The sequence below is a fragment of the Noviherbaspirillum malthae genome (genome assembly GCF_015352985.1).
In the GTDB taxonomy this organism is placed as follows: Bacteria; Pseudomonadota; Gammaproteobacteria; order Burkholderiales; family Burkholderiaceae_D; genus Noviherbaspirillum; species Noviherbaspirillum malthae.
In genome coordinates, this window is sequence record NZ_JACYXF010000022.1 from 19438 (window position 1) to 40243 (window position 20806).

General features: G+C 55.9%; 20 protein-coding genes. 10 read left to right on the forward strand and 10 right to left on the reverse strand.

The window, feature by feature from the left end:
• Positions 1-126: 126 nt before the first annotated feature.
• On the forward strand, positions 127-378 hold the full coding sequence (locus IGW03_RS20880; protein WP_194724463.1) for a hypothetical protein: 252 nt from the start codon (positions 127-129) through the stop codon (positions 376-378).
• Between the two features lie 152 nt (positions 379-530).
• Here IGW03_RS20880 and IGW03_RS20885 read toward each other — a convergent pair whose 3' ends face one another.
• From IGW03_RS20885 to IGW03_RS20895, 3 genes are all read right to left on the reverse strand, one after another.
• Complete coding sequence (locus tag IGW03_RS20885) at positions 531-707, reverse strand: hypothetical protein (RefSeq protein WP_194724464.1); 177 nt, start codon at positions 705-707, stop codon at positions 531-533.
• A gap of 444 nt (positions 708-1151) precedes the next feature.
• The gene (locus IGW03_RS20890; RefSeq protein ID WP_228535862.1) at positions 1152-2561 is read right to left on the reverse strand and encodes a c-type cytochrome; all 1410 of its coding nucleotides are present in this window, start codon (positions 2559-2561) and stop codon (positions 1152-1154) included.
• Between the two features lie 485 nt (positions 2562-3046).
• A complete protein-coding gene (locus tag IGW03_RS20895; RefSeq protein ID WP_194724465.1) occupies positions 3047-3580 on the reverse strand; it encodes a recombinase family protein in 534 nt (177 codons plus the stop codon).
• 6 nt (positions 3581-3586) lie between these two features.
• Here IGW03_RS20895 and IGW03_RS20900 point away from each other — a divergent pair, with 6 nt between their 5' ends.
• On the forward strand, positions 3587-4180 hold the full coding sequence (locus IGW03_RS20900) for a MarR family winged helix-turn-helix transcriptional regulator (protein ID WP_323745004.1): 594 nt from the start codon (positions 3587-3589) through the stop codon (positions 4178-4180).
• Positions 4181-4251: 71 nt separating this feature from the next.
• On the opposite strand, the gene IGW03_RS20905 is transcribed toward IGW03_RS20900, so the two are convergent.
• A complete protein-coding gene (locus IGW03_RS20905) occupies positions 4252-4866 on the reverse strand; it encodes a universal stress protein (RefSeq protein ID WP_228535864.1) in 615 nt (204 codons plus the stop codon).
• Positions 4867-5417: 551 nt separating this feature from the next.
• Between IGW03_RS20905 and IGW03_RS20910 the strand changes: the two genes are divergently transcribed.
• The 4 genes from IGW03_RS20910 (at position 5418) to IGW03_RS20925 (ending at position 8844) form a co-directional block, all read left to right on the forward strand.
• Positions 5418-7112, forward strand: a complete 1695-nt coding sequence (locus IGW03_RS20910; RefSeq protein ID WP_228535866.1) for a multicopper oxidase family protein — start codon at positions 5418-5420, stop codon at positions 7110-7112.
• 42 nt (positions 7113-7154) lie between these two features.
• Positions 7155-7736 (forward strand): SCO family protein, encoded by a 582-nt coding sequence (locus IGW03_RS20915; protein ID WP_194724466.1) that lies wholly within the window; start codon positions 7155-7157, stop codon positions 7734-7736.
• Between the two features lie 20 nt (positions 7737-7756).
• Positions 7757-7912 carry a hypothetical protein gene (locus IGW03_RS20920; protein WP_194724467.1) on the forward strand — a complete coding sequence of 52 codons (156 nt, stop codon included), beginning with the start codon at positions 7757-7759 and terminating at the stop codon, positions 7910-7912.
• A 506-nt stretch (positions 7913-8418) separates the two neighbouring features.
• Positions 8419-8844: a DoxX family protein gene (locus tag IGW03_RS20925; protein ID WP_194724468.1), complete on the forward strand. Its 426-nt coding sequence runs from the start codon at positions 8419-8421 to the stop codon at positions 8842-8844.
• A gap of 279 nt (positions 8845-9123) precedes the next feature.
• Here IGW03_RS20925 and IGW03_RS20930 read toward each other — a convergent pair whose 3' ends face one another.
• Genes IGW03_RS20930 through IGW03_RS20935 form a run of 3 tightly spaced genes read right to left on the reverse strand, consistent with a single transcriptional unit; the run spans position 9124 to position 11285 of the window.
• A complete protein-coding gene (locus IGW03_RS20930) occupies positions 9124-9894 on the reverse strand; it encodes a slipin family protein (protein ID WP_194724469.1) in 771 nt (256 codons plus the stop codon).
• 2 nt (positions 9895-9896) lie between these two features.
• Positions 9897-10025: an NfeD family protein gene (locus IGW03_RS38220; protein WP_228535868.1), complete on the reverse strand. Its 129-nt coding sequence runs from the start codon at positions 10023-10025 to the stop codon at positions 9897-9899.
• A gap of 48 nt (positions 10026-10073) precedes the next feature.
• Complete coding sequence (locus tag IGW03_RS20935; RefSeq protein WP_228535870.1) at positions 10074-11285, reverse strand: NfeD family protein; 1212 nt, start codon at positions 11283-11285, stop codon at positions 10074-10076.
• Between the two features lie 568 nt (positions 11286-11853).
• Between IGW03_RS20935 and IGW03_RS20940 the strand changes: the two genes are divergently transcribed.
• The 3 genes from IGW03_RS20940 to IGW03_RS20950 all read left to right on the forward strand — a co-directional run bounded on the left by IGW03_RS20940 (position 11854) and on the right by IGW03_RS20950 (position 14377).
• Positions 11854-12444 (forward strand): BPSL1445 family SYLF domain-containing lipoprotein, encoded by a 591-nt coding sequence (locus IGW03_RS20940; RefSeq protein ID WP_194724470.1) that lies wholly within the window; start codon positions 11854-11856, stop codon positions 12442-12444.
• 355 nt (positions 12445-12799) lie between these two features.
• The gene (locus tag IGW03_RS20945; RefSeq protein WP_194724471.1) at positions 12800-13282 is read left to right on the forward strand and encodes a thermonuclease family protein; all 483 of its coding nucleotides are present in this window, start codon (positions 12800-12802) and stop codon (positions 13280-13282) included.
• Between the two features lie 108 nt (positions 13283-13390).
• Positions 13391-14377 carry a Vgb family protein gene (locus IGW03_RS20950; RefSeq protein WP_194724472.1) on the forward strand — a complete coding sequence of 329 codons (987 nt, stop codon included), beginning with the start codon at positions 13391-13393 and terminating at the stop codon, positions 14375-14377.
• A 531-nt stretch (positions 14378-14908) separates the two neighbouring features.
• Here IGW03_RS20950 and IGW03_RS20955 read toward each other — a convergent pair.
• The 3 genes from IGW03_RS20955 to IGW03_RS20965 form a co-directional block, all read right to left on the reverse strand.
• The gene (locus tag IGW03_RS20955; RefSeq protein WP_228535872.1) at positions 14909-15913 is read right to left on the reverse strand and encodes an SDR family oxidoreductase; all 1005 of its coding nucleotides are present in this window, start codon (positions 15911-15913) and stop codon (positions 14909-14911) included.
• Between the two features lie 193 nt (positions 15914-16106).
• Positions 16107-17177 (reverse strand): flavodoxin family protein, encoded by a 1071-nt coding sequence (locus tag IGW03_RS20960; protein ID WP_194724473.1) that lies wholly within the window; start codon positions 17175-17177, stop codon positions 16107-16109.
• Positions 17178-17265: 88 nt separating this feature from the next.
• Positions 17266-18405 carry a glutathione-independent formaldehyde dehydrogenase gene (locus IGW03_RS20965; RefSeq protein WP_194724474.1) on the reverse strand — a complete coding sequence of 380 codons (1140 nt, stop codon included), beginning with the start codon at positions 18403-18405 and terminating at the stop codon, positions 17266-17268.
• Positions 18406-18777: 372 nt separating this feature from the next.
• Between IGW03_RS20965 and IGW03_RS20970 the strand changes: the two genes are divergently transcribed.
• Positions 18778-20802 (forward strand): PAS domain-containing hybrid sensor histidine kinase/response regulator, encoded by a 2025-nt coding sequence (locus IGW03_RS20970; protein ID WP_194724475.1) that lies wholly within the window; start codon positions 18778-18780, stop codon positions 20800-20802.
• The last annotated feature ends 4 nt before the right edge of the window (positions 20803-20806 follow it).

The window sequence follows — 20806 nt, forward strand, 5'->3', positions numbered from 1 at the left end:
CGGTTGCGGGACCGCCTTGCATAGGCATAGCGCAAACGCGTTTCCTCCGGCACCTGGAAGGGAAAGCCATGCATGGCTACCGCACCGCGGACCCGGTGCTGTGCGGGCAGTTTTTGGGTGCTATGAGTGGAAGGCGGTGCGACCTGCCGCGTCTTCTCTTATGAGCATCTGGAAGATGCCTTCATAAGCTTGCTCCTGTTCCTGAATTTTCACCACCAAGCCTCGGCGTCTTCACATCGGAATCAGATCCAGCCCATCGATTTCGAGATCTGCATTACCTGGCAGGACGTGGCGCAATGGTGCGACATTATTCCTGCAGATACCTCATTCGGGATTTCAACGGCGATATCACGCGAGTCCGGAGCACCGGTCATTTAGTAGCTGGTAATACCGAAGGCGGCTGAATCTGCGTCGGAGCCTGCACACTTGCCCCGAACACGGAAGGAAGATTCGAAGTCTGTCGAGCGCAGTGATGCTTCCTTGATGCCTCCTGCGGCGAAGTGCGATCCGATACGGTGAGCGCTCAGTCTTCACATCCATCCGATGATGGCGGCTTTGACGTCATGTCCAATCACGCACAGGCTTAGCATCATTGTAATGACGACCGCGCGTCGCATGGAATGCCGTGAATGCTGGATGCCGTTCGCTACAGCACTCTTCTCGCTCGTCATGCCCGTTGACGCAATTTGTTTAAATGATAGACGCATCTTTGTCTCCTGTCTCCGAATTACTGATGTGGTCATGTTAGCCGGCATGGCGGCATGACGCTCTATGGCACTAACTTCAGCAAGCTTTGTGCCACGAAGCCTCGAGTTGGCGTACCAATACAAGTTATTGTATTTAAAGCGATTTAATAAAACGGCAGGAAAGCAGACGATCTTAATCCACAAGAAAGTGGGGCATATGGCCCAAGTCATCAAAAGCATATGCCCCACTATCCGATTCGCGGCTTCATGAGCATACAAAACTTCCTCACGGTTTTCTTCGAATCTTGGCCCCTCCTGCAAATCCCGAAGGCGGGAGAAGTGGCGAAGTACAAATGCGCCTGGTCGAATCAGAAAAGCCCTGTGCACCTACCCGGATCCAGTCCATCATCTGGTGAAGCTTTTGCGATGGGGCGTTACGGCGACTCATCGGATATGCGGTTTCTCTCACTGTGATTTGAGGTACTGCGCCAGATCTGAAATCTCCTGTGCGGTCAGGCCCAATGACTTCCGGGTGTTATAAGTTTCCACAACCGCTTCCAGTGTGGCCGCGCTACCGTTGTGGAAATAGGGAGGATGCTGCCACAGACCTCTCAGCGGTGCGGTTCGATACTGCTTCGTGGCGCTGCGTGAAGCATAACTGGGGGCACCGTTCGGCTCCGGCTCGCTAACCACTTCCCCAGGCAAATGCAGCGTGAAATTTGCGTCGGTCAGTTCAGTGCCACTGTGACAGGTGATGCATTTTCCGGATCCGTTGAAAACCAGTTTGCCGCGTGCCGCAGCAGCGGCGTCAAAGCTTCCTGCAGGAGGTGCCGGCGGTGCGAGTGACAGCTGGTATGCCCGTAGAGCAGGGAGCTTGTCGCTGATCTGGTCATCAGTGCCATTTTTCACGCTAACTCCGATCCGGGGATCGCTAAATGTTCCATGGCCGCCCATCTGTGTCACTCCTACATACCGGTTCCAATACGAGACGTCATCTCCGTCGCCGGTCGAGGTAATGCGGTGGATGCCGTTGAGCCCGTATGCAGGAGGAACGACTTGCGGCCCGTTTATCCCGTCAAGGTTGAACCGTGGGTCGTACTTCCCCTTGCCCCAAGACTTGTAGATAGCCTTCATTGTTGCGGTCAGTGCCGGCGACAAAGCGATGATGGCTCCTGGATCCAGATCGCGGTTGGCCCAGCCATCCAGGCGTCGTCCAATACCCGACGCGAATGAGTTATCGACGGTGGAATGGCATAACGCACAAGTCACGCCGACCCGGGTAAGAACATCTTTCCCGTTGATCTTCTCAACTTTGCCGACTAGGCCGACGACGGCATTATGCTTGAGCAGGGCGACGGTCGTATCGGGACTCTTGAGATCCACTGAACCATCCTTGATGCCTTGCATGACCGCAGCAGGCAGTGCTTCGGCGTCGACCTTCAGACCTACCGACAGCGCCGTCGTTGGGTCGACTGCCGAGCGAATCACCTCATGCATGCGCAAGGTGTCGGTCCACTGAGTTTCATCGCCGAAGGTATCGTATCGAAAAACCTGTTTGCCTTGAGCGACAAGTGCGGGATCTGGTTCGGATGCGGTCTGTTGAGGCGCGACGGGCTGCTCTGTACCTGCAGCGGTCGCAGGGTCGTCACTTCCGCTCCCGCACGCTGTCACAAATGCCATGCACACGTACGTCAGGGAAGCTGTCATGACGCGTGTTTTTGCGCGTAATGGAGTTCTCAATTCCTCCCGAGTATTTGGGTCAACGCAGGATGCAAAGCGGTTCGTCGCGGACTCACACGGCAGAAGCATGATTCCTCCTCCCCACACGATGTAGGCTAAAAAATTTTCTGCTGCTGCGGCGGCGCGACACAGCATTCAGCTCCTCTGAAATGTCGAGACAGTAGACCTACTACATTGTTGACCGCATCATGACATTAGATGAAAGCGGAATTTGCCACGTTCCCGGAATCTGCGCCTTAATCTTTCAGCTCCAAGCAATCGGATTCGGTTCGGGCTTGCAGGGAGGTCCGGTTTTTCCGCACATGGCGCAACACTTCGACGCGCCGGGAACGTGAATCGCTTCAAGTTCATCAAATGGCATGAGCACCCATTAAAGACGGACACCTTCATATTTCGCCGTAACATCGCCGCCAACAATAGACATCACATGCTTGCCACCTTTTGCCCCAGGATTGCCCGAGATCAGCAGGGGAAGGCCAATGATTGAAGGCCTTCAAGACACATGCACTGGTCATCGCTGAAGTCGCAACTTCTCTTGACGTCAGGTCGCAGGAACTGAAGGGAAGAGGTTCACAGGCCTCGATCGGGCTGTAGGCATCTTCAGCGGATTGAGAGTTTGCTCAGTCTCCGAAAGCAGTAGGCAAGTAAGTGTCGGGTTGAAGATCCGGACTCACGAGCCGGGCAATCCTGGAACGGGATACACCATACTTGCGCGCCAGGGAAGTCAGGCTGATACCGAGAGAATAGTCTGTAATAATCGCAACACGGTATTTTTCAATATCAGTGTACGCATGGGCCTTCTTGCAGTCATTTGCCTTGTCGGCAGCTGGTTTTGCGGTAGGGCGGGGAAGCCCGGTCAGCGCATCAAGCGTCTTTATGACGATATTATCGTCACGTGCGGCAATGTCTATGCTGCCGATTTCATCAACAATCACTCTAACCATGCGTGTCTGTAAAATCTTGAGTGTCCTGCAGATGTCGTTGATGTCCAGGCCAAGATCAATCAGGCGTGCGACTACTAACGTGTCACCGGCAGTTATCTCCGTCAGCATCAAGTCTAGCTGTGATGTTGACTTCGCTGCGCCGGAAGCCGCCGCAACGTCGTTTTCCACGATCATCCTGTCAACGTTATAACGGTCGGCGAATGCAGACACGGACTCATGATGATGGCCCGCTTTGCCGCCGGTTCGGAAGTAAAAGAATACGCTCATTGGATGGAATTCCTGTTCAAGCTTCATACCGTGACTGATGCGGATTTGAAGCACTCTGGAAGCAGTACAATTGTCCTTGCAAGAATAACGATTCTCCAGGCCCTGCATATGTCAAAACCAACGCTGCCGAAAACCCTAAGCAAGGCCGATTACGAAATTCTTGCGGACTTTCGCTATCAGATTCGTCGTTATCTTCGTTTTAGTGAGGAAGCCAGCCAGCAATACGGAATCACCGGGTTGCAATATCTTTTGCTGCTGCAACTGAAAGGCTTTCCCGGAAGGGAATGGGCAACTGTCGCAGAGCTGGCGGAGCGGTTGCAGGCACATCATCATGGTACCGTCAATCTGATTACGCGCTGCGAAAAAGTCGGCCTGGTCGAACGTCGAAAGGGAGACGGGGATCAACGGTTTGTCCAAGTATCACTGCTTCCCAAAGGCGAGCAACTTTTGAAGGAACTTGCTCTTTTGCATAGGGACCAACTAGCCGACCTGGGTACTGCATTATCCATTCCTGATGTTTCCGCGTTTTCCCGAGATATATAGGGAATTGAATCGTTTTTTCTGCTGGACAGGTCGCCATACTGGCTGCGCCTTCGCATTGCAGACATGCGCCCTCAATGGAAAACGACGACCGGAATGTCAGCATGTGCCAGAACACTTTGTGTTTCGCTGCCGGCAAACAGCCGGCCCAGCCATGAGCGTCCATGTGTGGCCATGAAGATGACGTCGCAGTGGAATTTCCTGGTCGCTTGAATGATTTCACCGGCAGGATTGTTTGAAATCGCAGTGGTCGTCATGCAGGGTACATTCCCAGCTTGGGCAAGAGCCGCAATGTGGTCGACATAGGACCGGGCGCGTTCGTCTATGCTCGTTTCGTATTCCGCGGGCGCATACAAATCGACCACAAAGCCATCGGCAGACGTCGCATACGCATGCGGCTCGGCTACCGATAGGGCAACGATTTCGCTTCCGTGTTCCCTGGCAAACTGGATCGCGGCATGGACAGCCTTTTCCGCCAGGGCCGAACCGTCAGTCGGAACAAGTATATTGTTGAACATGATGATTCTCCATTCGACAGCGGCATCAACGTAATCGATGTGACAGCTTTCCTCAGCCGTAACTCCACGCCGATGCGAGCCACCCGAGGCGCCAATGACAGATGACGCAAAGGATATTGTCTTCAATATATCACAGTGTGATGTGTATTCAAGCGCTGGCAAATCTTTCATTCGTCTCCGCAGACGTCATATATGTATTCTGTTTGCCATTTATCGGACCGTTATGGTCTGGCATCCGATTCGTGAACTATTTTCGCAAACTGGATCTTGACAGTCACTGTCCGCCCGGAGGACGGCCATCCTTTTCCGGAAAGCCCTGCACACGTCTGAAAGCATTCCTGAACCACTCTACCAACACCTATTTCGACAGAAGCGAAGGAGGAACCGCGTGGACAGGTTCGCTGGCTTGCCGGCTTGGCTTCACTGGTCCGCAGTGCTGCATTTGCACTATTGGATGCGCTTGCGCGCTGATCTACCGTGATAGGGACGAAGCGAAGCCTTGCGAAGAGCTTGGTGCTATTGGCGATTTCCTTGTGCCGCGAGATGCAGCGCCTTCCTGCTGTCGCGTTGGCATCAGTAAATCAAGCGTGCCTGCAACAGGGCGATGACTTCCATTTTTGACTCTCACCCAGACACCACCTGAAATTGCCCGGAAAGCATCATCTTTGCCGGGCGTTAACAGACCAAACAGAGAGGGTTACATGGCAAACGCAAGAATCAATATGAGTTCGATGCGGCGACGACGCGAGTTCATCAAATTCGGTCTTGCCTCAGGCGTTGCAGCCGGCCACGGACTGTTGCAACTTCCAACCGGCAATGCACAGACCACCGGAAACTCTGGAAGCGGGAGCAGCAGCGCCCGCATGCGCCTCGATCCATTTGTCGAACCCTTGCCCATCCCGCCGGTCAAGCAGCCGCAGGCGTTGGTTCCGTCGCCAAGTGCAAGCCCGGTACCCGGCTTGGAGGCCGGCCGGCTGCCGCATCAGGCGTTCGCGCAATTTCCGCCGCAAGTGACCTATGCGCTTTTCATCAAGCCCGCAAGACATCGCTTCCATCCCCATCTGCCCGAGCAGGACATCTGGGGCTATGACGGCATGCTCCCCGGTCCAACCCTGGTCAACTGGATCGGCAAGCCCTATCTGGTGCGGAACTACAATGAACTGCCGCAGAACCCCGTAGGCTTCGGTTCGCCGGAAATTTCCACTCATCTGCACGGCGGTCACACGCCGGCAGAGAGCGACGGCTATGCCGGGGACTATTTCAGCCGCTTCAAGACGGGTCCAACGCTGCCCGGCGGCCCCGGATTATTCTACGATTACCACTACCCCGCGTTCCCGGCAAACGGAGATCCGAACAACATCACGAATACCTTGTGGTATCACGATCATCGCGAAGAGTTCACTGCAGCCAATGTGTACAAGGGATTGGCCGGCTTTGCGTTGCAGTTCGACGAACTCGATTCCAACAACGAGACCGATCCGAATCCGGCGGCCCTTCGCCTGCCGAGCGGCGTAGGAAGATATGACATACAGCTGCTTCTGCAGGACAAGAAGTTCGATGCAAGCGGCAATCTTTTCTTCGATCAATTTGATCCGGAGGGGTTCGTCGGCGATCAGTTCCTGGTCAACGGGAAGGTCCAGCCGTTCTTCAATGTCGAAGCGCGCAAATATCGCTTCCGTCTGCTCAATGGTAACACGACGCGTTTCTTCGAGATGTATCTGGCCGATGAGCGCGACCGTGACCAGGCATTCACGTTCATAGCGAGCGACGGCAACCTGCTCCCTGAACCTGTCGTCTTGACCAAGATATGGCTGGGCATGGCCGAGCGGGCTGACGTTGTTATCGACTTCGCAAAATATGTAGGCCAGACGCTGTATCTCGTCAATCGGCTCAAGCAGGACGATCCGCGGGGACCGGATGAAGATCGTCTGCGACCGGGAATACGCATGCTGCAATTCCGGGTGGGAGGCCCGCCGGCGCAACCTGATCAAAGCCAGGTTCGCAAGCAGTTACGCCCGCTGGCGCCAATCAATGTCGGGAGTGCGGTTCAAAGACGGAATTTCGTATTCGAGCGTGGAAACGGCCAGTGGCAGATCAACGGCAAGTTCTTCGATCCCGAGCGGGTCGACGCTGCACCGAGGCAAGGAGTGCCGGAGATATGGACCTTCGAAGCCAAGGGTGGTGGTTGGAACCACCCGATTCATGTTCACCTGGATGATTTCCGCATCCTGTCGATCAATGGCAGACCGCCGCCGCGTGAATGGGCGGGTCGCAAGGACGTGGTGTCCCTGAAGCCGAACGACGTGGTCAGGATTTTCGTAACCTTCACCAATTACACTGGCAAATACATGATGCATTGCCATAACACCATCCATGAAGATCACGCGATGATGATTCGTTACGATGTTGTCATCTGATTGCGCCAAACCCAAGCATTGATCATCGCATCCGAGGCTGTCATGAACTTGAAACGAACATTACTAAAAACCGCGATCGCAGGCGCCGTCCTGCCGGTGACTTCGGTCCACGCAGCGGCCAAGCTCAAAGGTCCGAGAGCGGACTACTTTCCGAATGCGGTTCTGAAAACGCATGAGGGAAAGACAGTCAGGTTCTACGACGACGTCATGCATGGCGACAAGCGCGTGATCATTAACATGATGTACGGGGTCTGCGCCAATATCTGCCCGCCCGCCACTGCCAATCTGGTGAAAGTGCAGGAAATGCTGGGAGACAGGATCGGCCGCGATATATTCATGTATTCTTTGACTTTGCAGCCTGAGTTCGATACGCCCGAGGTCTTGCATGCGTATAGGGAGAAATATGGCATCAAGCCTGGCTGGACTTTCCTGACCGGCAGGCGAGGCGACATGGAGGCCATCCGGCGCAAGCTCGGTTTTTTTGATCGTGATGCGGTCCTTGACTCGAACCTGTCACAGCATACCGGCATGCTCCGGTTGGGGAGGGAGGCCTATGATCGTTGGTCGATGATGCCTGCGCTTCTTACCCCAAAGCAGATCGTCAATTCAGTAATCAGGTTATAGCCTTCACGGTGGAGTAGACTATGGACACCTTGCAGGAACAGGCAAGCACGCAACAGCAGTTACATGAGGTTTCCAAAGCAACCATGCGTCTCCATGCATGGCTTTGCATTCTGGCATCCTCAACGATCTCGATCACGTTCATCGCCTGCTCGGTGGGAGCGATATTTTGGCACTAGAGAAGGGCAGGGCCGATCACGTGAATCACAGGTCTCCAGCGACAAGGCCATGAGGATGATCAAAATCGGTTGCCTATCTTAACTACCGGTACTTTGTTGTACTGGCTGGAAACCATTTACTCCATCCCCTTTCACCAGAATGGGCTCATTGAATTCGCCCTCGGGGAATGGTTCGCGAACGTGGACCAACGGCACGGGTACCCAATGCATCCGGACTGATGGTGGAAATTGGAAATTTGCGTAAATGCCAAAGGATTGCGCATAGTGACAATTCAGCCGTTGACGGGGGATTGCCCCAATCAGATCACACGTCATCCATAGCGCATTTCCCGGAATCGACTGTGTAACGCAGTGGTATTGGCGTGACTGCAATCTCGCTTTGGTTTGCATACCTTTATTATTGAGCTGGCTTAAGGAACGTCTTTCAACTCAAATAGCCGTTTTTAAATATGCTAATTTGTTAATGCCTGCTTCCCGAAGGCGGTCTTCAAGCCGAGGTTCCAGCCATGGAAGAACGCGATATCGATTTCTTTTCCCAACCTGACTTTGCAAATCTATTCCTTCGTGCCGTACTTGCGGTCTTCATACTTTTCCATGGTATCTCGAAGATTGCTGGAGGGATTGATTACGTTACCTGGCTTCTTGAAGGGGTGGGCGTACCGCAGGAATTGGGTTATCTCGTCTATGTCGGAGAGGTTGTTGCTCCTTTACTCGTCCTGTTCGGCATCCTGACACGCCCGGCGGCGTTGGTTATCGCGGTTAATATGGTAATTGCTGTCCTGCTGGCACACAGGTCGCTACTTTTTACGGTTCCAAATCCCGGCGACCGAACGCTTGAACTGGAAGAAGCGTACTTTATTCTCGCGCTCGTTGTTGCGATCCAAGGTGCTGGCAAATATAGCATCGGAGGCATTGCGTCGAGATGGAACTGATTTTGCAGCAGCCAGGAAAATCAGATTTTCGCATGGCTACCAGTACCCAAACATGCGCTTGGCAGTAATAACCGCGTCGTTTCCGAGAGTATGTGATGAGCGGTTCTTTGGCTGCAAGCAGGCTATTATGATCGTTACGTGAAAGGCTTGAGATGTTGGTCAGAATAAGCCTTGGACTGGAAACGACGTGCACACAGGCGGCTCAAGTATCTGCCCTGCCGGCGGCCAGGTTGAAGAACCTATCGATGGTGAAGCAGGATCGCTGCGCAGGGTTCGTCATCAGTGATTATGCCGCTTTAATTCAGCGACGTTGCTGAGCAGATCGATTGGCAACGGAAAAACGATTGTCGACGTTTTGTCGCCTGCGATAGTGGCGAGGGTCTGCATGTAGCGCAACTGCATGGCACCCGATTGCTGTGCCAGTACATGCGCGGCCTGCATCAATTTTTCGGAAGCCTGCAACTCGCCCTCTGCATGGATCACCTTGGCGCGCCGCTCGCGCTCCGCCTCGGCCTGACGCGCAATCGCGCGTACCATCGATTCATCCAGATCGACATGCTTGATCTCGACGTTTGCCACCTTGATGCCCCAGGCGTCTGTTTGCGCGTCGAGTACCTGCTGAATATCCAGGTTCAAGCGCTCCCGCTCGGCCAGCATGTCGTCCAGTTCATGCTTGCCTAGCACGGCGCGCAAGGTCGTCTGCGCCAATTGGCTGGTGGCTTCCAAGAAATTGGCGACCTGGATGATCGCCTTCTCGGGATCAACCACTCGAAAATAGAGAACCGCGTTTACCTTGACCGAAACGTTGTCGCGAGAAATAACGTCCTGTGTCGGGACGTCGAGGACAACCGTTCGCAGGTCCACCCGTACCATCTGCTGCAGAACCGGAATGATGATGATCAGACCCGGCCCTTTCACGCCCCAGAAGCGTCCGAGCTGGAATACAACTCCCCGCTCATACTCGCGCAGCACGCGGATGGCCGATGCGAGAAGGAAAATGGTTGCGACAAGCAGCAGACCACCGAACCCTAGCCCAAGATCGAAATACATGCTCATTCTCCTTGTGTGTGATTCCCTTCCGGAACGACTTCCAGCACCAACCCCTGCCGCCGCACTACGCGCACTTTTTGCGTGGGGTGCAAAGGAACGGAACTTGTCGCACGCCAAAGTTCGCCCTGCATCCTGACCCAGCTGTCGCCAGGGACGGCGCTGACCACCTCTACGATGGATCATCCGATCGGCTCGCTGCCTGCGACCACCGTCCGTCGACGGGTTTTCACTGCAACGACGGCAATGGAGGCCATCAGCGCCGCGCTGACGAGCGCAGCGGCGACAATCAAGGGAATAGGAATGCCGAAGCCTGGCAATTCGGTGTCGATCAGGATCACTGCGCCGGCGATGAAGGCGGCAATGCCTCCCAGTCCGAGTACGCCGAAGCTCGAAAGAAACACCTCTGCTACGATGAACGCGAATCCCAGCAGGATAAGGGCGACACCGGCATAGTTGACCGGCAGCAGCTGAAGCGCATACATTGCCAGCAGCAGGCAGATGGCGCCAACCACGCCCGGCACCCCGATTCCGGGGCTCATGAATTCGAAAAACAATCCGTAAATGCCGATCGTCATCAGGAGCAGGGCGACACTCGGGTTGGTGATGACCGCAAGCAGCCGCGTACGCCAGTCGGGCTGGACCTCCATGATGGCCGCGTTCCGGGTCTGCAGCAGCCTGTCGTGACCGAGAACCGTAACTTTTCGTTCATCAATTGCATCGGCAAGCGTGCGTACATCGCTTGCCATCACATCGGCGACATGCAGTTTTATCGCTTCCTCCGCTGAAAGGCTGACCGCTTCGCGCACAGCGCTTTCCGCCCAGTCGGCATTGCGGCCACGCAACTGCGCGAGTCCGCGGATGTAGGCAGCGGCATCGTTGACTTGCTTGCGTGTCATCGGCTCGCTGGTGGCGGCGGGTGAGCTTGCTTCGCCGCCTCGTTCCAGCTCCTTGCCGGATATATCGTCCTTCGAGCGGGGACGCTGGTTCGTGTGATCCGGCCCCATGCCTGGCGCACCTAGTTGAACCGGCGTGGCGGCGCCAAGATTGGTACCTGGCGCCATCGCCGCAATATGGCTGGCATACAGGATGTAAGTGCCGGCACTGGCCGCGCGGGCGCCGCTCGGTGCTACAAACCCCGCGACCGGCACTGGCGAGCCGAGGATGGCCTTGATGACAGCGCGCATGGAGGTATCGAGCCCGCCCGGCGTATCCATTTGCAGGATGATCAATTGGCTGCCATCAGTAGCAGCGCGCTGTATGCCGCGCACGATGTAATCCGCACTGGCCGGCCCTATCGGACCATCGACAGTCAACAGGGTCAGCGGCGCTGGTGCCGCTCGGCAGAGGAAGGCGGCCATGAGGACGAGGAAGGCTGCTGCCGTGCGCAGCATTGCGTTCCGGGACGGGTACTGCGGCATAGTGTCCAGGCCTTCTGTCAAAGAGGTTCATGCCAATGCCAACCAGCGGTGCAAAGCAGAGCCTGTGTCATGCCGGTCGCAAACGGTATCTTGGCACCCGCGGGCAAAGGCAAGAACATGAATTCGCCGTGTTGGCGGGAAGTGCCGATGGCATGCGTTCAAGATGCTGTCCTGTTCAGATGAATTCGCGGCTCTACGGCAGCACAATCGGCAACGAACTGGATCATGCTTGACGGAATTCGAATCAGGATGCCAAACAATCCGGCATTACGGTCTCAAGCGTCCATGGTGCAGTTGTGGTAGCCGATTCACCTTAACCAAACTTGTGTTGGATCATTGCGCACACCACCATAAGTAAGAAGATGGTACTGATGCAGCATGGTTTTTCATGCGGTATGGCTCTATATATGTACTTTCATTATAGTCAGAGCTAGGCGGATAACATTGCTGCATGAACTGGTGCTTCGATAAGCAAAATTGGCTTGTCACCACGAAGACATTGAAACGCCGCCCATTGCTAAACGGTCACGGAGGTAGAAAAATGAAAAGTCAGCGACTTCTTTTATTCCTATTGGCTGCCACGTTTAGCGCCGCGACAATGACAGGATGCGGAACGACTTCAACTGTTACGACAACCAGTGAAACAACAAACAACGTTGCCCAGCAGAGACGGGAGATCGACACCAATGTCAGTGCCAGCCTGACGCGACTCTACAACAATACGCCCGGTAGTCGGGAATTGGTCTCGAAGGCTAAAGGCGTACTGGTCTTTCCATCCGTCATAGCGGCCGGCTTGGGGGTCGGCGGCGAATATGGTCAAGGGGCGCTTCGCATCAATAACGCAACCACCGACTATTACAGCCTCGGATCGGTCTCGGTCGGACTGCAAATCGGTGCCCAATCAAAAGCGATCTATTTCTTGTTCATGACGCAGGAAGCTCTTGATAAATTCAGGGCGAGCCAGGGATGGTCGGTGGGTGCCGATGCCTCTGTGGCTGTGTTGCGTGCAGGTGCCAATGGTGCAATCGATATCAATACCGTTCAAGGACCTGTTGTCGCATTCGTGCTGACGAATGCAGGCTTGATGGCCAACCTGACCCTGGAAGGGACAAAGATCACCCGGCTGAAATGAAAACTCGGCTCGTTTGGCGCAAGCTCCGGCGACTCGGCGGAAATCGGTAACAACGTCATGCTGGACATGCACGGCAACTTTGCTGTCGTATGTCATCCAGAACGGTCGAGTGAAACGACGGATCACGACAGCGCGGCGTTCCCAAAGGACGGCGCTAATGTACGTGCAATGCGCAATCAAGGTTGTGCTGTGTTGCAGGCGTTGTAATGGCTCCGGCGTCGACATGGTCGCCACAAGACGGAACTTCGTCTCCTTCGAACCTACCGACCTTCAGTGACGCAGGCATTTCGCTTTGCCTTGATATTGGCCTACTATGAAACCATGACGTGGCGCGCCTTCCAATGGAAGAGGCGAAATGATGAATGGAAATCCGGTCCGCATTATGCTTGCAATCGCAATTGCAGGAGTCATGAGTTTGCATTGGGCCGATGCCAGAGCACAACCATCCCTTTCCAGTTTCGCATTCGTGCAGCAAGATGGGACATTAAGAATTTCTGGCTACACGGTCCATCTCTATGGAATCTTCATTCCGCCAACGGAGCAAATATGCTACACCTTCGTCAGACCCATATCCTGCAACACGAGAGCTGCGCTAGCGTTGAATTTCAAGATTTCCGGCGATTTCGTTCGTTGTGCACCCGTGGCGACCAATGCTGATGGCAGTATTACTGCGAATTGCAGTTCGGGAGATACGGCATTGAGTGAGTGGATGCTTCAATCCGGCTGGGCGATCGCACTACCTGACGCGCCTATCCAATACGTCGCACTGGAAAGAATAGCGCGATCGAAAGGGGTCGGCATCTGGGGAATACCGGTCGATGGTCTGGGGCGGCGTTAATCTTGATCCAATCCCATTCGGCGATGCTGCATCACATCGGATTCGATCGGACGCAATGGTGGATTGTCGACGGCATTTCATTCCCTCATGCATGGAGGACGTATCACCATGTTGAAGCCACTTTTCCTCTGTGCCGCGCTGCCTGCACTCGCCGTTGCAGGCGGTTCCAATTACACGGTGGTACCGGGAGTATCCAAGCCAACTGGCAAAGTCAGCGAATGGAACGTGCCGACGCCAAAATTTGCACGTGATCCCGCGCCTGCGCCCGACGGACGAATTTACATAGCCGTCATGCATGGAAATAGGCTGGCGCGCTTCGATCCGGTTGGCCGGCAGTTCGATGAATGGGAACTGCCCGCCGGAACCCGTCCCCATGGATTGGTCGTTGATGAAAAGGGCACGGTATGGATGACCGGCAACGGAAATGGCACACTCCTGGAAATCCCTTTCGCCGATGGACAGCCGCAGCGCATGGTGGCGCACAGGACACCTTCCGGCGGCAGCCCACACACCATCGTTTTTGACGGCCGTGACACGCTTTGGTTTACCAATCAGTCGGCCGACAAGGTGACCCGCTATAACCGTAGCAGCGGAAAAATGCAGGAATATGACAGCCGCGATGGCCCATATGGACTGGCGCTGGACCGGGATGGCAATGTCTGGTTCTGCCAAGCCAGCGGTCAGCGGGTAGGACGTATCGACGCAAAGTCGGGCAGGGTAACCGAACTTGACCTCGGCGCAGGGTCGCTGCCGCGCCGCATCGCGGCCGCGCCCGACAACACCTTGTGGGTAGTGCGCTATGGCGACGGCAAGCTTACCCATATCAATCCGGCCAAGGCGAACGTGATCAAAAGCTACGACATGCCAGCCGGTGCGCACGGTAACCCGTATGCAGTGACCGTGGATGGTGAAGGCAAGGTCTGGGCCAACGAGATCGCAACCGACACGGTCACGCTGTTCGATCCCGGCAGCGAAAAATTCCAGGTGTTCCCGTTACCGACCAAAAACGAAGGCATACGCAAAATGGTGGTCGATGCACAAGGAAAGCTGTGGTACATGGGCAGCCATAGCGGCAAGCTGGGCGTGGTGGAATGATCCCACTCACCTGTAATCGCAGGAAGGACGGCAAAGTGGCTAGAGCGGATTGCAGGTCAATGTAGGGTCGCGTTCGAGCGGATCGCCGCCCCGGCCAGAAGGGATGCAGTGCAAGGCACGGTGCGCCGCACAGGGTGGGCCTCTGGGCAAGCACCGCAACGCCGCAATGCGCCCTTCTGGTTCGACCCCTTCGCGCAACCCCGGGAACCGGCCGCCTGCGTCGTTACGACTCCTTGCCGTAGCCCCGCTACGACGCGTCGCCGTGCCTAGCATTCGGCCGGTTTCCGGGGTTGCGCGATCCCGACATTGACCTGCAATCCGCTCTAGTCACATGCCTTTTCAAACCATGAGCCCGGTATGCCGGGCTCATCGTATTGGCCGCGCACAGTGCCAACGGTACGCTCGTCAAGCTGATTGCCGCTTCCGGCCCTTGGCATGGCCTTGCCACGCTTTCGCGGTCGATAGCGATCAAGACAGCTTGGTATTGCTATTGGCGGACCATTTCGCTGTGGTGCTTTCAAGGGGAGCAGATCACGCGCTGCCCGTCACGCCGCCCATCACCGGCAATACAATCCCGGTGATGTAGCTGGAGCAGACGGGTGAAGCAAGAAATACGTAGGCAGGAGACACTTCTTCAGGCTGTGCAGGGCGCTTCATGTCAGTGGCCTGGCCGAACGTCTTGACTTTTTCCGCTGGCTGGTCGGCCGGGTTGAGCGGTGTCCAAACCGGACCAGGCGCCACCGCATTGACCCGGATGCCCTTTGAAGCAAGATTGGTAGCAAGCGACTTGGTGAACGCATGGATCGCCCCCTTGGTCGCTGCATAATCCAGCAGCATCTCGTTGCCGTATAGTCCGGTCTCGGATCCGGAATTGACGATCGCCGAACCCGCTTTCATATGTGGCAGGGCAGCCCTGGCCATATGAAAATACCCATACAGGTTGGTTCTGATCGTCATGTCGAAATGCTCGTCGGTGATGTCTTCCAGCGCCGATGCATGCTCCTGGAAGGCTGCGTTATTGACCAGGATATCCAACTGGCCGAAGGCATCCACCGTTTGCTGTACCGCCCTATTGCAGAATGATGAATCCCTGACGTCGCCTGCGATCAGCAGGCAGCGTCTGCCTTCAGCCTCGACACAGCGCTTCGTCTCCCTGGCATCGTCATGTTCATTCAAGTAGACGATCGCCACGTCGGCGCCTTCGCGCGCATACAGCACGGCCACGGCACGACCGATGCCGGAATCCCCGCCGGTGACGATGGCAACCTTGTTTTGCAGCTTGCCGCTGCCCTTGTAGTCGGGTGCCATGAATTGTGGCCTGGGGTTCAGTTCCGATTCCAAGCCAGGCTTTTGCAGATGCTGTTCCGGGTAGGGCGGCGCAGGCTGCGGCCGCGCGCCCGCCTGGACAGCGCCGTCGTTTTGGCTACCGCCCTGTTGCGCAGCATCTCGCCGATCCGTTTCATCCTGTATCTTGCGCTGCAATCGCACTGTTTCATCGATCTGCTTCTGCATGTCGCCCAAAGCCTTGTCTGTCATGTTTGACTCCTTTAACAAAGTAAATACAAATCACGGGTTCTCGATGCATTCAAGTGCTCGCCTGCACAGGTCTGCGTGCCATTTGCTTTCTGAACAACGACAGTGGCGTTGAAGAGCTCATGGGCCGATCATTCAAGAGCGCGGCTTTCGACCGAAACGCTTGCCTTCTTCAGCGCCTCTTCCAGCTTCTCGCTCACTTCGGACGAGGCCTGTTCAGGCCCGCGTCCGGCATTGACAGCCGGTTCGAGCGCAACTCCCTGACGGCTTCCGTCACTGCACGCGCCACATTGCGAACCTCTTCCTGTACCGCGTTGTCACGATCAAGCGTTTCATGGCTTAGCGCATAAGTCTCGTAATAGCCAATGTAGCGGTCCAGCCGGGACTGAACGCCGGCATCGATCAAGCCCATCCAGTCCAGCCAGTCGGACAGGGCCCTGCGGCTGCCCTCGATTCCGGCAACATCGCCATGCACCACCAATCCATAGGCGCGGCCGGCCAGGTGCTTTGGATACGACCAGCCGGCCAATTCGAGTTCCTTTGCCTTCGAGGCGTTCTTTCCGGAGGTAGTGGTCGGATCGGGATTGCCGCCATCTGCACAAACCAGCCGGTCTATCATGAGCTTCAATGCGCTTGGCGACTGGTACCAGTACACTGGCGTGAGGATGATGATGGCATGGGCAGCGACCCACTTTTCGTAGATTTCGCCCATCCAGTCGTTCGTCTGACGCAATCCGTGATTGGGATAGCAGCTGCAAGGCCAATGGCAGAGCGGCATGGCGGTCGAGACGCAGCCCTTGCAGGGATGGATGTGCCAGTCGTAGTCGGAGACAAGCCGGCTCAAGTCCAGCACATCGGCATCGATGTCGTTTGCCACCAGCACCTCGCGGGCAATCTGCGTCAAGCGGAAGGTCTTCGACATCTCCCCGGGGCAGGTACCGTCATTGCGGTCGGCACCGCAGATCAGGAGGATGCGGGAGCGGGTCGCCGGATCCTTTTGCCTGGCTTCGGCAGCCAGCAGCTTGTCCCGCGTATCTTTCCATTCGACCGAAAGATCGTAGTCGGGATCGGCGAATTCCGGTCCTGCCTTTTGCGTGCGCGCGAGCTTTTTTTCGTTGATGTAGGTATCCCAGGCGACTTCTTCGACCTGTGCAAGCGCATGCTGCACCGATTCAAAATCGGGATGTCCGAACGAGCTAGTGAAGCGCTGGCGAAATTCCTCACGGGACAGCATGTCTCCGAATTGTCCCTTGCGCGGCATGATCATCACTGTTCTCCTCGACATGGTATCCCGTTGGTAGCAAGCGCTGTCATTGCCACGGCGGCGATGACAGCGTCTTGACTTGCCGTGTCCGTCAGGTTCCCGGCTTGAGCACGACCTTGGTCCAGCCGTCCTTGCGTTCATCGAAATGCTGATAGCCCTCTGCTGCACGCTCGAGCGGCAGCTCATGGGAAACGATCAGGGAAGGGGTCGCCTTGCCGGCGGCAATGAGCTTTGCGAGCCGGCGGTTGTAGTTCTTTACATTGGCTTGTCCGGTACCAATGCGCTGCCCCTTGGTAAAGAACTGCCCGAAGTCGAAAACGAGCTGCCCCTTCCTCGCCAGTTCATCCTTCGCACCCGGATCTTCCGGCATGAATACGCCGACGACGCCGATGCCGCCAGTGGGTTTGACGGTCTGAACGAGATTGTTCATTGTCAGGTTGGGAACTTCATGGAGGGTATGGTCGCAGCACTGATAGCCGACGCACTCGCAGCCGCAATCCGCTCCCTGGCCACCGGTCAGCTTCATGATCTGGTCGACGCAGGAGCCGTCCGAGTTATCGATGGGAATCGCGCCGAACTTCTCCGCCAAGGCAAGACGATCCTTGTGCATGTCTACCACCATGACCATGCTTGCACCCTTGATGGCTGCCGAATGCGCCGCCATGAGCCCGACCGGACCGGCGCCATAGATGACAACCGAGTCGCCTGGCTGCACGCCTGCGAGTTCGGTAGCGTGATAGCCGGTTGGGAAAATGTCCGACAGCATGACATAGTCGTTCTCTTTCTCCTCGGCCCCCGGCGGTAGAACAAGGCAGTTGAAGTCTGCGTAAGGCACCCGCAGCAGTTCGGCCTGCCCGCCGCTGTAAGGACCCATCTCGGCATAACCATAGGCGGCACCAGCACTGCCGGGATTGGCAATCAAACAAAAGCCCGTCCAGCCACGCTCACAGTTTTCGCAGAAACCGCACGAAATGTTGAATGGAAGACATACGCGATCACCTACCTTGATCCGTTCGACCGCATTCCCGACTTCGATGACGATGCCCATGTTTTCGTGGCCGAGAATCTTGCCTGCTTCGACACTGGTTCTTCCTTCGTACATATGCAGATCCGAGCCGCAGATATTGGTCGTCGTGATCTTCACGAGAACGTCGGTCGGCTTCTCCAGCCTGGCATCCGGAACATTGTTGACGGCGACGTCGCGCGCGCCTTTGTACACGACTGCTTTCATAGGCTCTCCTTTGGCTAACCGGCCTTTGTATGCATAAACAGTGCCGCGGCTATAGGACCTATCAGTAAACGCATGTACTGAGGAGATTAGTGCATCGCCATGGGGAGAGAAGTTGCATGTTGAGTGAAGCATCTGGATCAAGGCACCGGCTACGAAGTTACAAAAAATGTAAAGCTTGCTTGTTTGTCTAGTTCAGGAAACGTCAACCCCGGCTTGCGGGCGCCTCTGAACGAGCAACCGTTTCAACTTGCAACGTCAGGATCCGAGACAGTATTGCCAGTCCCTAAAAACGAGGGTCCGCAACTTGCTGCGCTAGTCCCGATATACTGTTTGCCCGTCAACTTTTGGTGCCTGTCAAAGGGCAGAAACAGCATGGGTTCGTCCTTAGTTCCGGCGCTAACATTTCTTTCCGACGGCGGAGAGACGGGCGCCTTGATGCGCACGCACGACTGGTCGCAGTCGCCTCTAGGGCATCCGGATTCATGGCCGCAATCATTGCGCTCCGTGGTCGGCCTGCTGCTGCACTCCAAGTTCCCGATGTTCGTCGCCTGGGGGCCGGAACTGGGTTTCCTGTACAACGATTCCTACGCAGAAATCCTGGGAGCCAAACATCCGGCAGCGCTGGGCAGCCGGTTTCATGACATCTGGGCTGAAATCTGGAACGATATTCATCCCATCATTGATCAGGCCATGCAAGGTAATGCGAGTTACCACGAGAATCTGCCCCTGACCATGAACCGCAAGGGATACGATGAACAGACCTGGTTCACCTTTTCGTACTCCCCGCTGCGCGATGAGAGCGGGCAGGTGGCCGGCATGTTCTGTGCGGTCACGGAGACCACGGAGCAAGTGCTGGCCGAACGGCACCGCGCAGAAGAATACGAACGGCTGCGTCTTCTTTTTCAGCAAGCTCCCGGCATCATTGCCGTTTTGCGCGAGCCGGCTCATATCTTTGAGATTGCCAACGATGCCTATCTTCAGCTCGTCGGACATCGCGACATCCTCGGCAAGCCGATACGCGAAGCGCTCCCTGAAATAGCGGGCCAAGGCTTTTTTGAATTGCTGGATAGCGTTTACAGGACTGGAGAGCCTTACATCGGCCACGAGATATCGGTGAAATTGCAGCGTCATGCAAATGGCCCTCTTGAGGAACGCTTTGTCAACTTCGTTTATCAGCCGACTTTCGATCATCGCGGGAATACGACCGGTATTTTTGTTGAAGGCAGCGATGTCACCGAAACGGTCAAGGCGCATGACGCGCTACGGGAAAGCGAGAAAGAGCTGAAGGAAGCGAATCAACGCAAAGACGAGTTTCTCGCGATGCTGGCGCACGAGCTGCGCAATCCGCTGGTTCCGATTGCCACCGCAGCCGAACTGCTCAAACTGGCTGCTCTCGACGAAAACCGGGTGCGAAAAACCAGTGACGTCATTGCCCGGCAAGTGGAACACATGACAGAACTGGTAGACGACTTGCTGGACGTTTCCCGTGTCACCCGTGGACTCGTAACGCTCCAGAAAGAGATATTAAGCATCGGCAGCCTGCTGGCAGACGCTGTCGAACAGGTGCGCTCGCTTATGGAAACAAAGCACCATCATTTCACGGTACAGGTTCCCCATGAGCAGTTTTTTGTCAGAGGTGATCGAACCCGCCTGATTCAGGTCTTTTCCAACCTGCTGAACAATGCAACGAAGTACACGCCGCCGAACGGAAACCTCACGTTGCGCGTCAGGGCCGATGCAGCGCATGTTGAAGTTGAGGTGGAGGACGACGGAATAGGCATTGCACCGAACTTGTTGCCCTATGTCTTCGATCTGTTCACCCAGGCAGAAAGATCGCCGGATCGCTCGCAGGGCGGCTTGGGTCTCGGGCTGGCGCTAGTAAAGACATTGCTCGAACTGCAGGACGGGCATGTGTCCGCTTCCAGCGCAGGCGCTGGAAAAGGGAGCCTGTTCACCGTGCGATTGCCGCGCGTGATGAGTGCGGAATCATATCCGGAACAGAACCGAGAGAAGAGTGCAATGCCGAGCATTGCCAGGAAGCGAGTCATGATAGTCGATGACAACAAGGACGCCGCAGAGATGTTGCGGTTATTGCTGGAAGCAGCAGGCCATGAGGCCTTCATCGCTTACAACGGCCATGACGCCTTGGCGGTGGCTCAAGGCACGATGCTGGCAGTCCTGTTCCTGGATATCGGTTTGCCGGACATGGACGGCTACGAGCTGGCGAGGCGGCTTCGTGCCCTCCCTGAGACGTCGCGCTCGGTGCTTGTCGCAGTTACCGGTTACGGACAGCCGCAGGACATAGCGCACGCAAGGGAGGCTGGCTTTGACCATCATCTGGTCAAGCCGGTAAAGCACGGCGAGGTATTGCGTCTGCTTTCAAAGGTTGAGCATTGAAACA

What these genes read in the sequence shown, in the direction of transcription:
- IGW03_RS20885 (WP_194724464.1), bottom strand. Translation starts at nt 707, where the DNA reads ATGCGTCTATCATTTAAACAAATTGCGTCAACGGGCATGACGAGCGAG.
- IGW03_RS20890 (WP_228535862.1), bottom strand. Translation starts at nt 2,561, where the DNA reads ATGCTGTGTCGCGCCGCCGCAGCAGCAGAAAATTTTTTAGCCTACATC.
- IGW03_RS20900 (WP_323745004.1), top strand. Translation starts at nt 3,587, where the DNA reads ATGATGATGGCCCGCTTTGCCGCCGGTTCGGAAGTAAAAGAATACGCT.
- IGW03_RS20905 (WP_228535864.1), bottom strand. Translation starts at nt 4,866, where the DNA reads ATGAAAGATTTGCCAGCGCTTGAATACACATCACACTGTGATATATTG.
- IGW03_RS20910 (WP_228535866.1), top strand. Translation starts at nt 5,418, where the DNA reads ATGAGTTCGATGCGGCGACGACGCGAGTTCATCAAATTCGGTCTTGCC.
- IGW03_RS20915 (WP_194724466.1), top strand. Translation starts at nt 7,155, where the DNA reads ATGAACTTGAAACGAACATTACTAAAAACCGCGATCGCAGGCGCCGTC.
- IGW03_RS20920 (WP_194724467.1), top strand. Translation starts at nt 7,757, where the DNA reads ATGGACACCTTGCAGGAACAGGCAAGCACGCAACAGCAGTTACATGAG.
- IGW03_RS20925 (WP_194724468.1), top strand. Translation starts at nt 8,419, where the DNA reads ATGGAAGAACGCGATATCGATTTCTTTTCCCAACCTGACTTTGCAAAT.
- IGW03_RS20930 (WP_194724469.1), bottom strand. Translation starts at nt 9,894, where the DNA reads ATGTATTTCGATCTTGGGCTAGGGTTCGGTGGTCTGCTGCTTGTCGCA.
- IGW03_RS38220 (WP_228535868.1), bottom strand. Translation starts at nt 10,025, where the DNA reads ATGCAGGGCGAACTTTGGCGTGCGACAAGTTCCGTTCCTTTGCACCCC.
- IGW03_RS20935 (WP_228535870.1), bottom strand. Translation starts at nt 11,285, where the DNA reads ATGCTGCGCACGGCAGCAGCCTTCCTCGTCCTCATGGCCGCCTTCCTC.
- IGW03_RS20940 (WP_194724470.1), top strand. Translation starts at nt 11,854, where the DNA reads ATGAAAAGTCAGCGACTTCTTTTATTCCTATTGGCTGCCACGTTTAGC.
- IGW03_RS20945 (WP_194724471.1), top strand. Translation starts at nt 12,800, where the DNA reads ATGATGAATGGAAATCCGGTCCGCATTATGCTTGCAATCGCAATTGCA.
- IGW03_RS20950 (WP_194724472.1), top strand. Translation starts at nt 13,391, where the DNA reads ATGTTGAAGCCACTTTTCCTCTGTGCCGCGCTGCCTGCACTCGCCGTT.
- IGW03_RS20955 (WP_228535872.1), bottom strand. Translation starts at nt 15,913, where the DNA reads ATGACAGACAAGGCTTTGGGCGACATGCAGAAGCAGATCGATGAAACA.
- IGW03_RS20960 (WP_194724473.1), bottom strand. Translation starts at nt 17,177, where the DNA reads ATGATCATGCCGCGCAAGGGACAATTCGGAGACATGCTGTCCCGTGAG.
- IGW03_RS20965 (WP_194724474.1), bottom strand. Translation starts at nt 18,405, where the DNA reads ATGAAAGCAGTCGTGTACAAAGGCGCGCGCGACGTCGCCGTCAACAAT.
- IGW03_RS20970 (WP_194724475.1), top strand. Translation starts at nt 18,778, where the DNA reads ATGGGTTCGTCCTTAGTTCCGGCGCTAACATTTCTTTCCGACGGCGGA.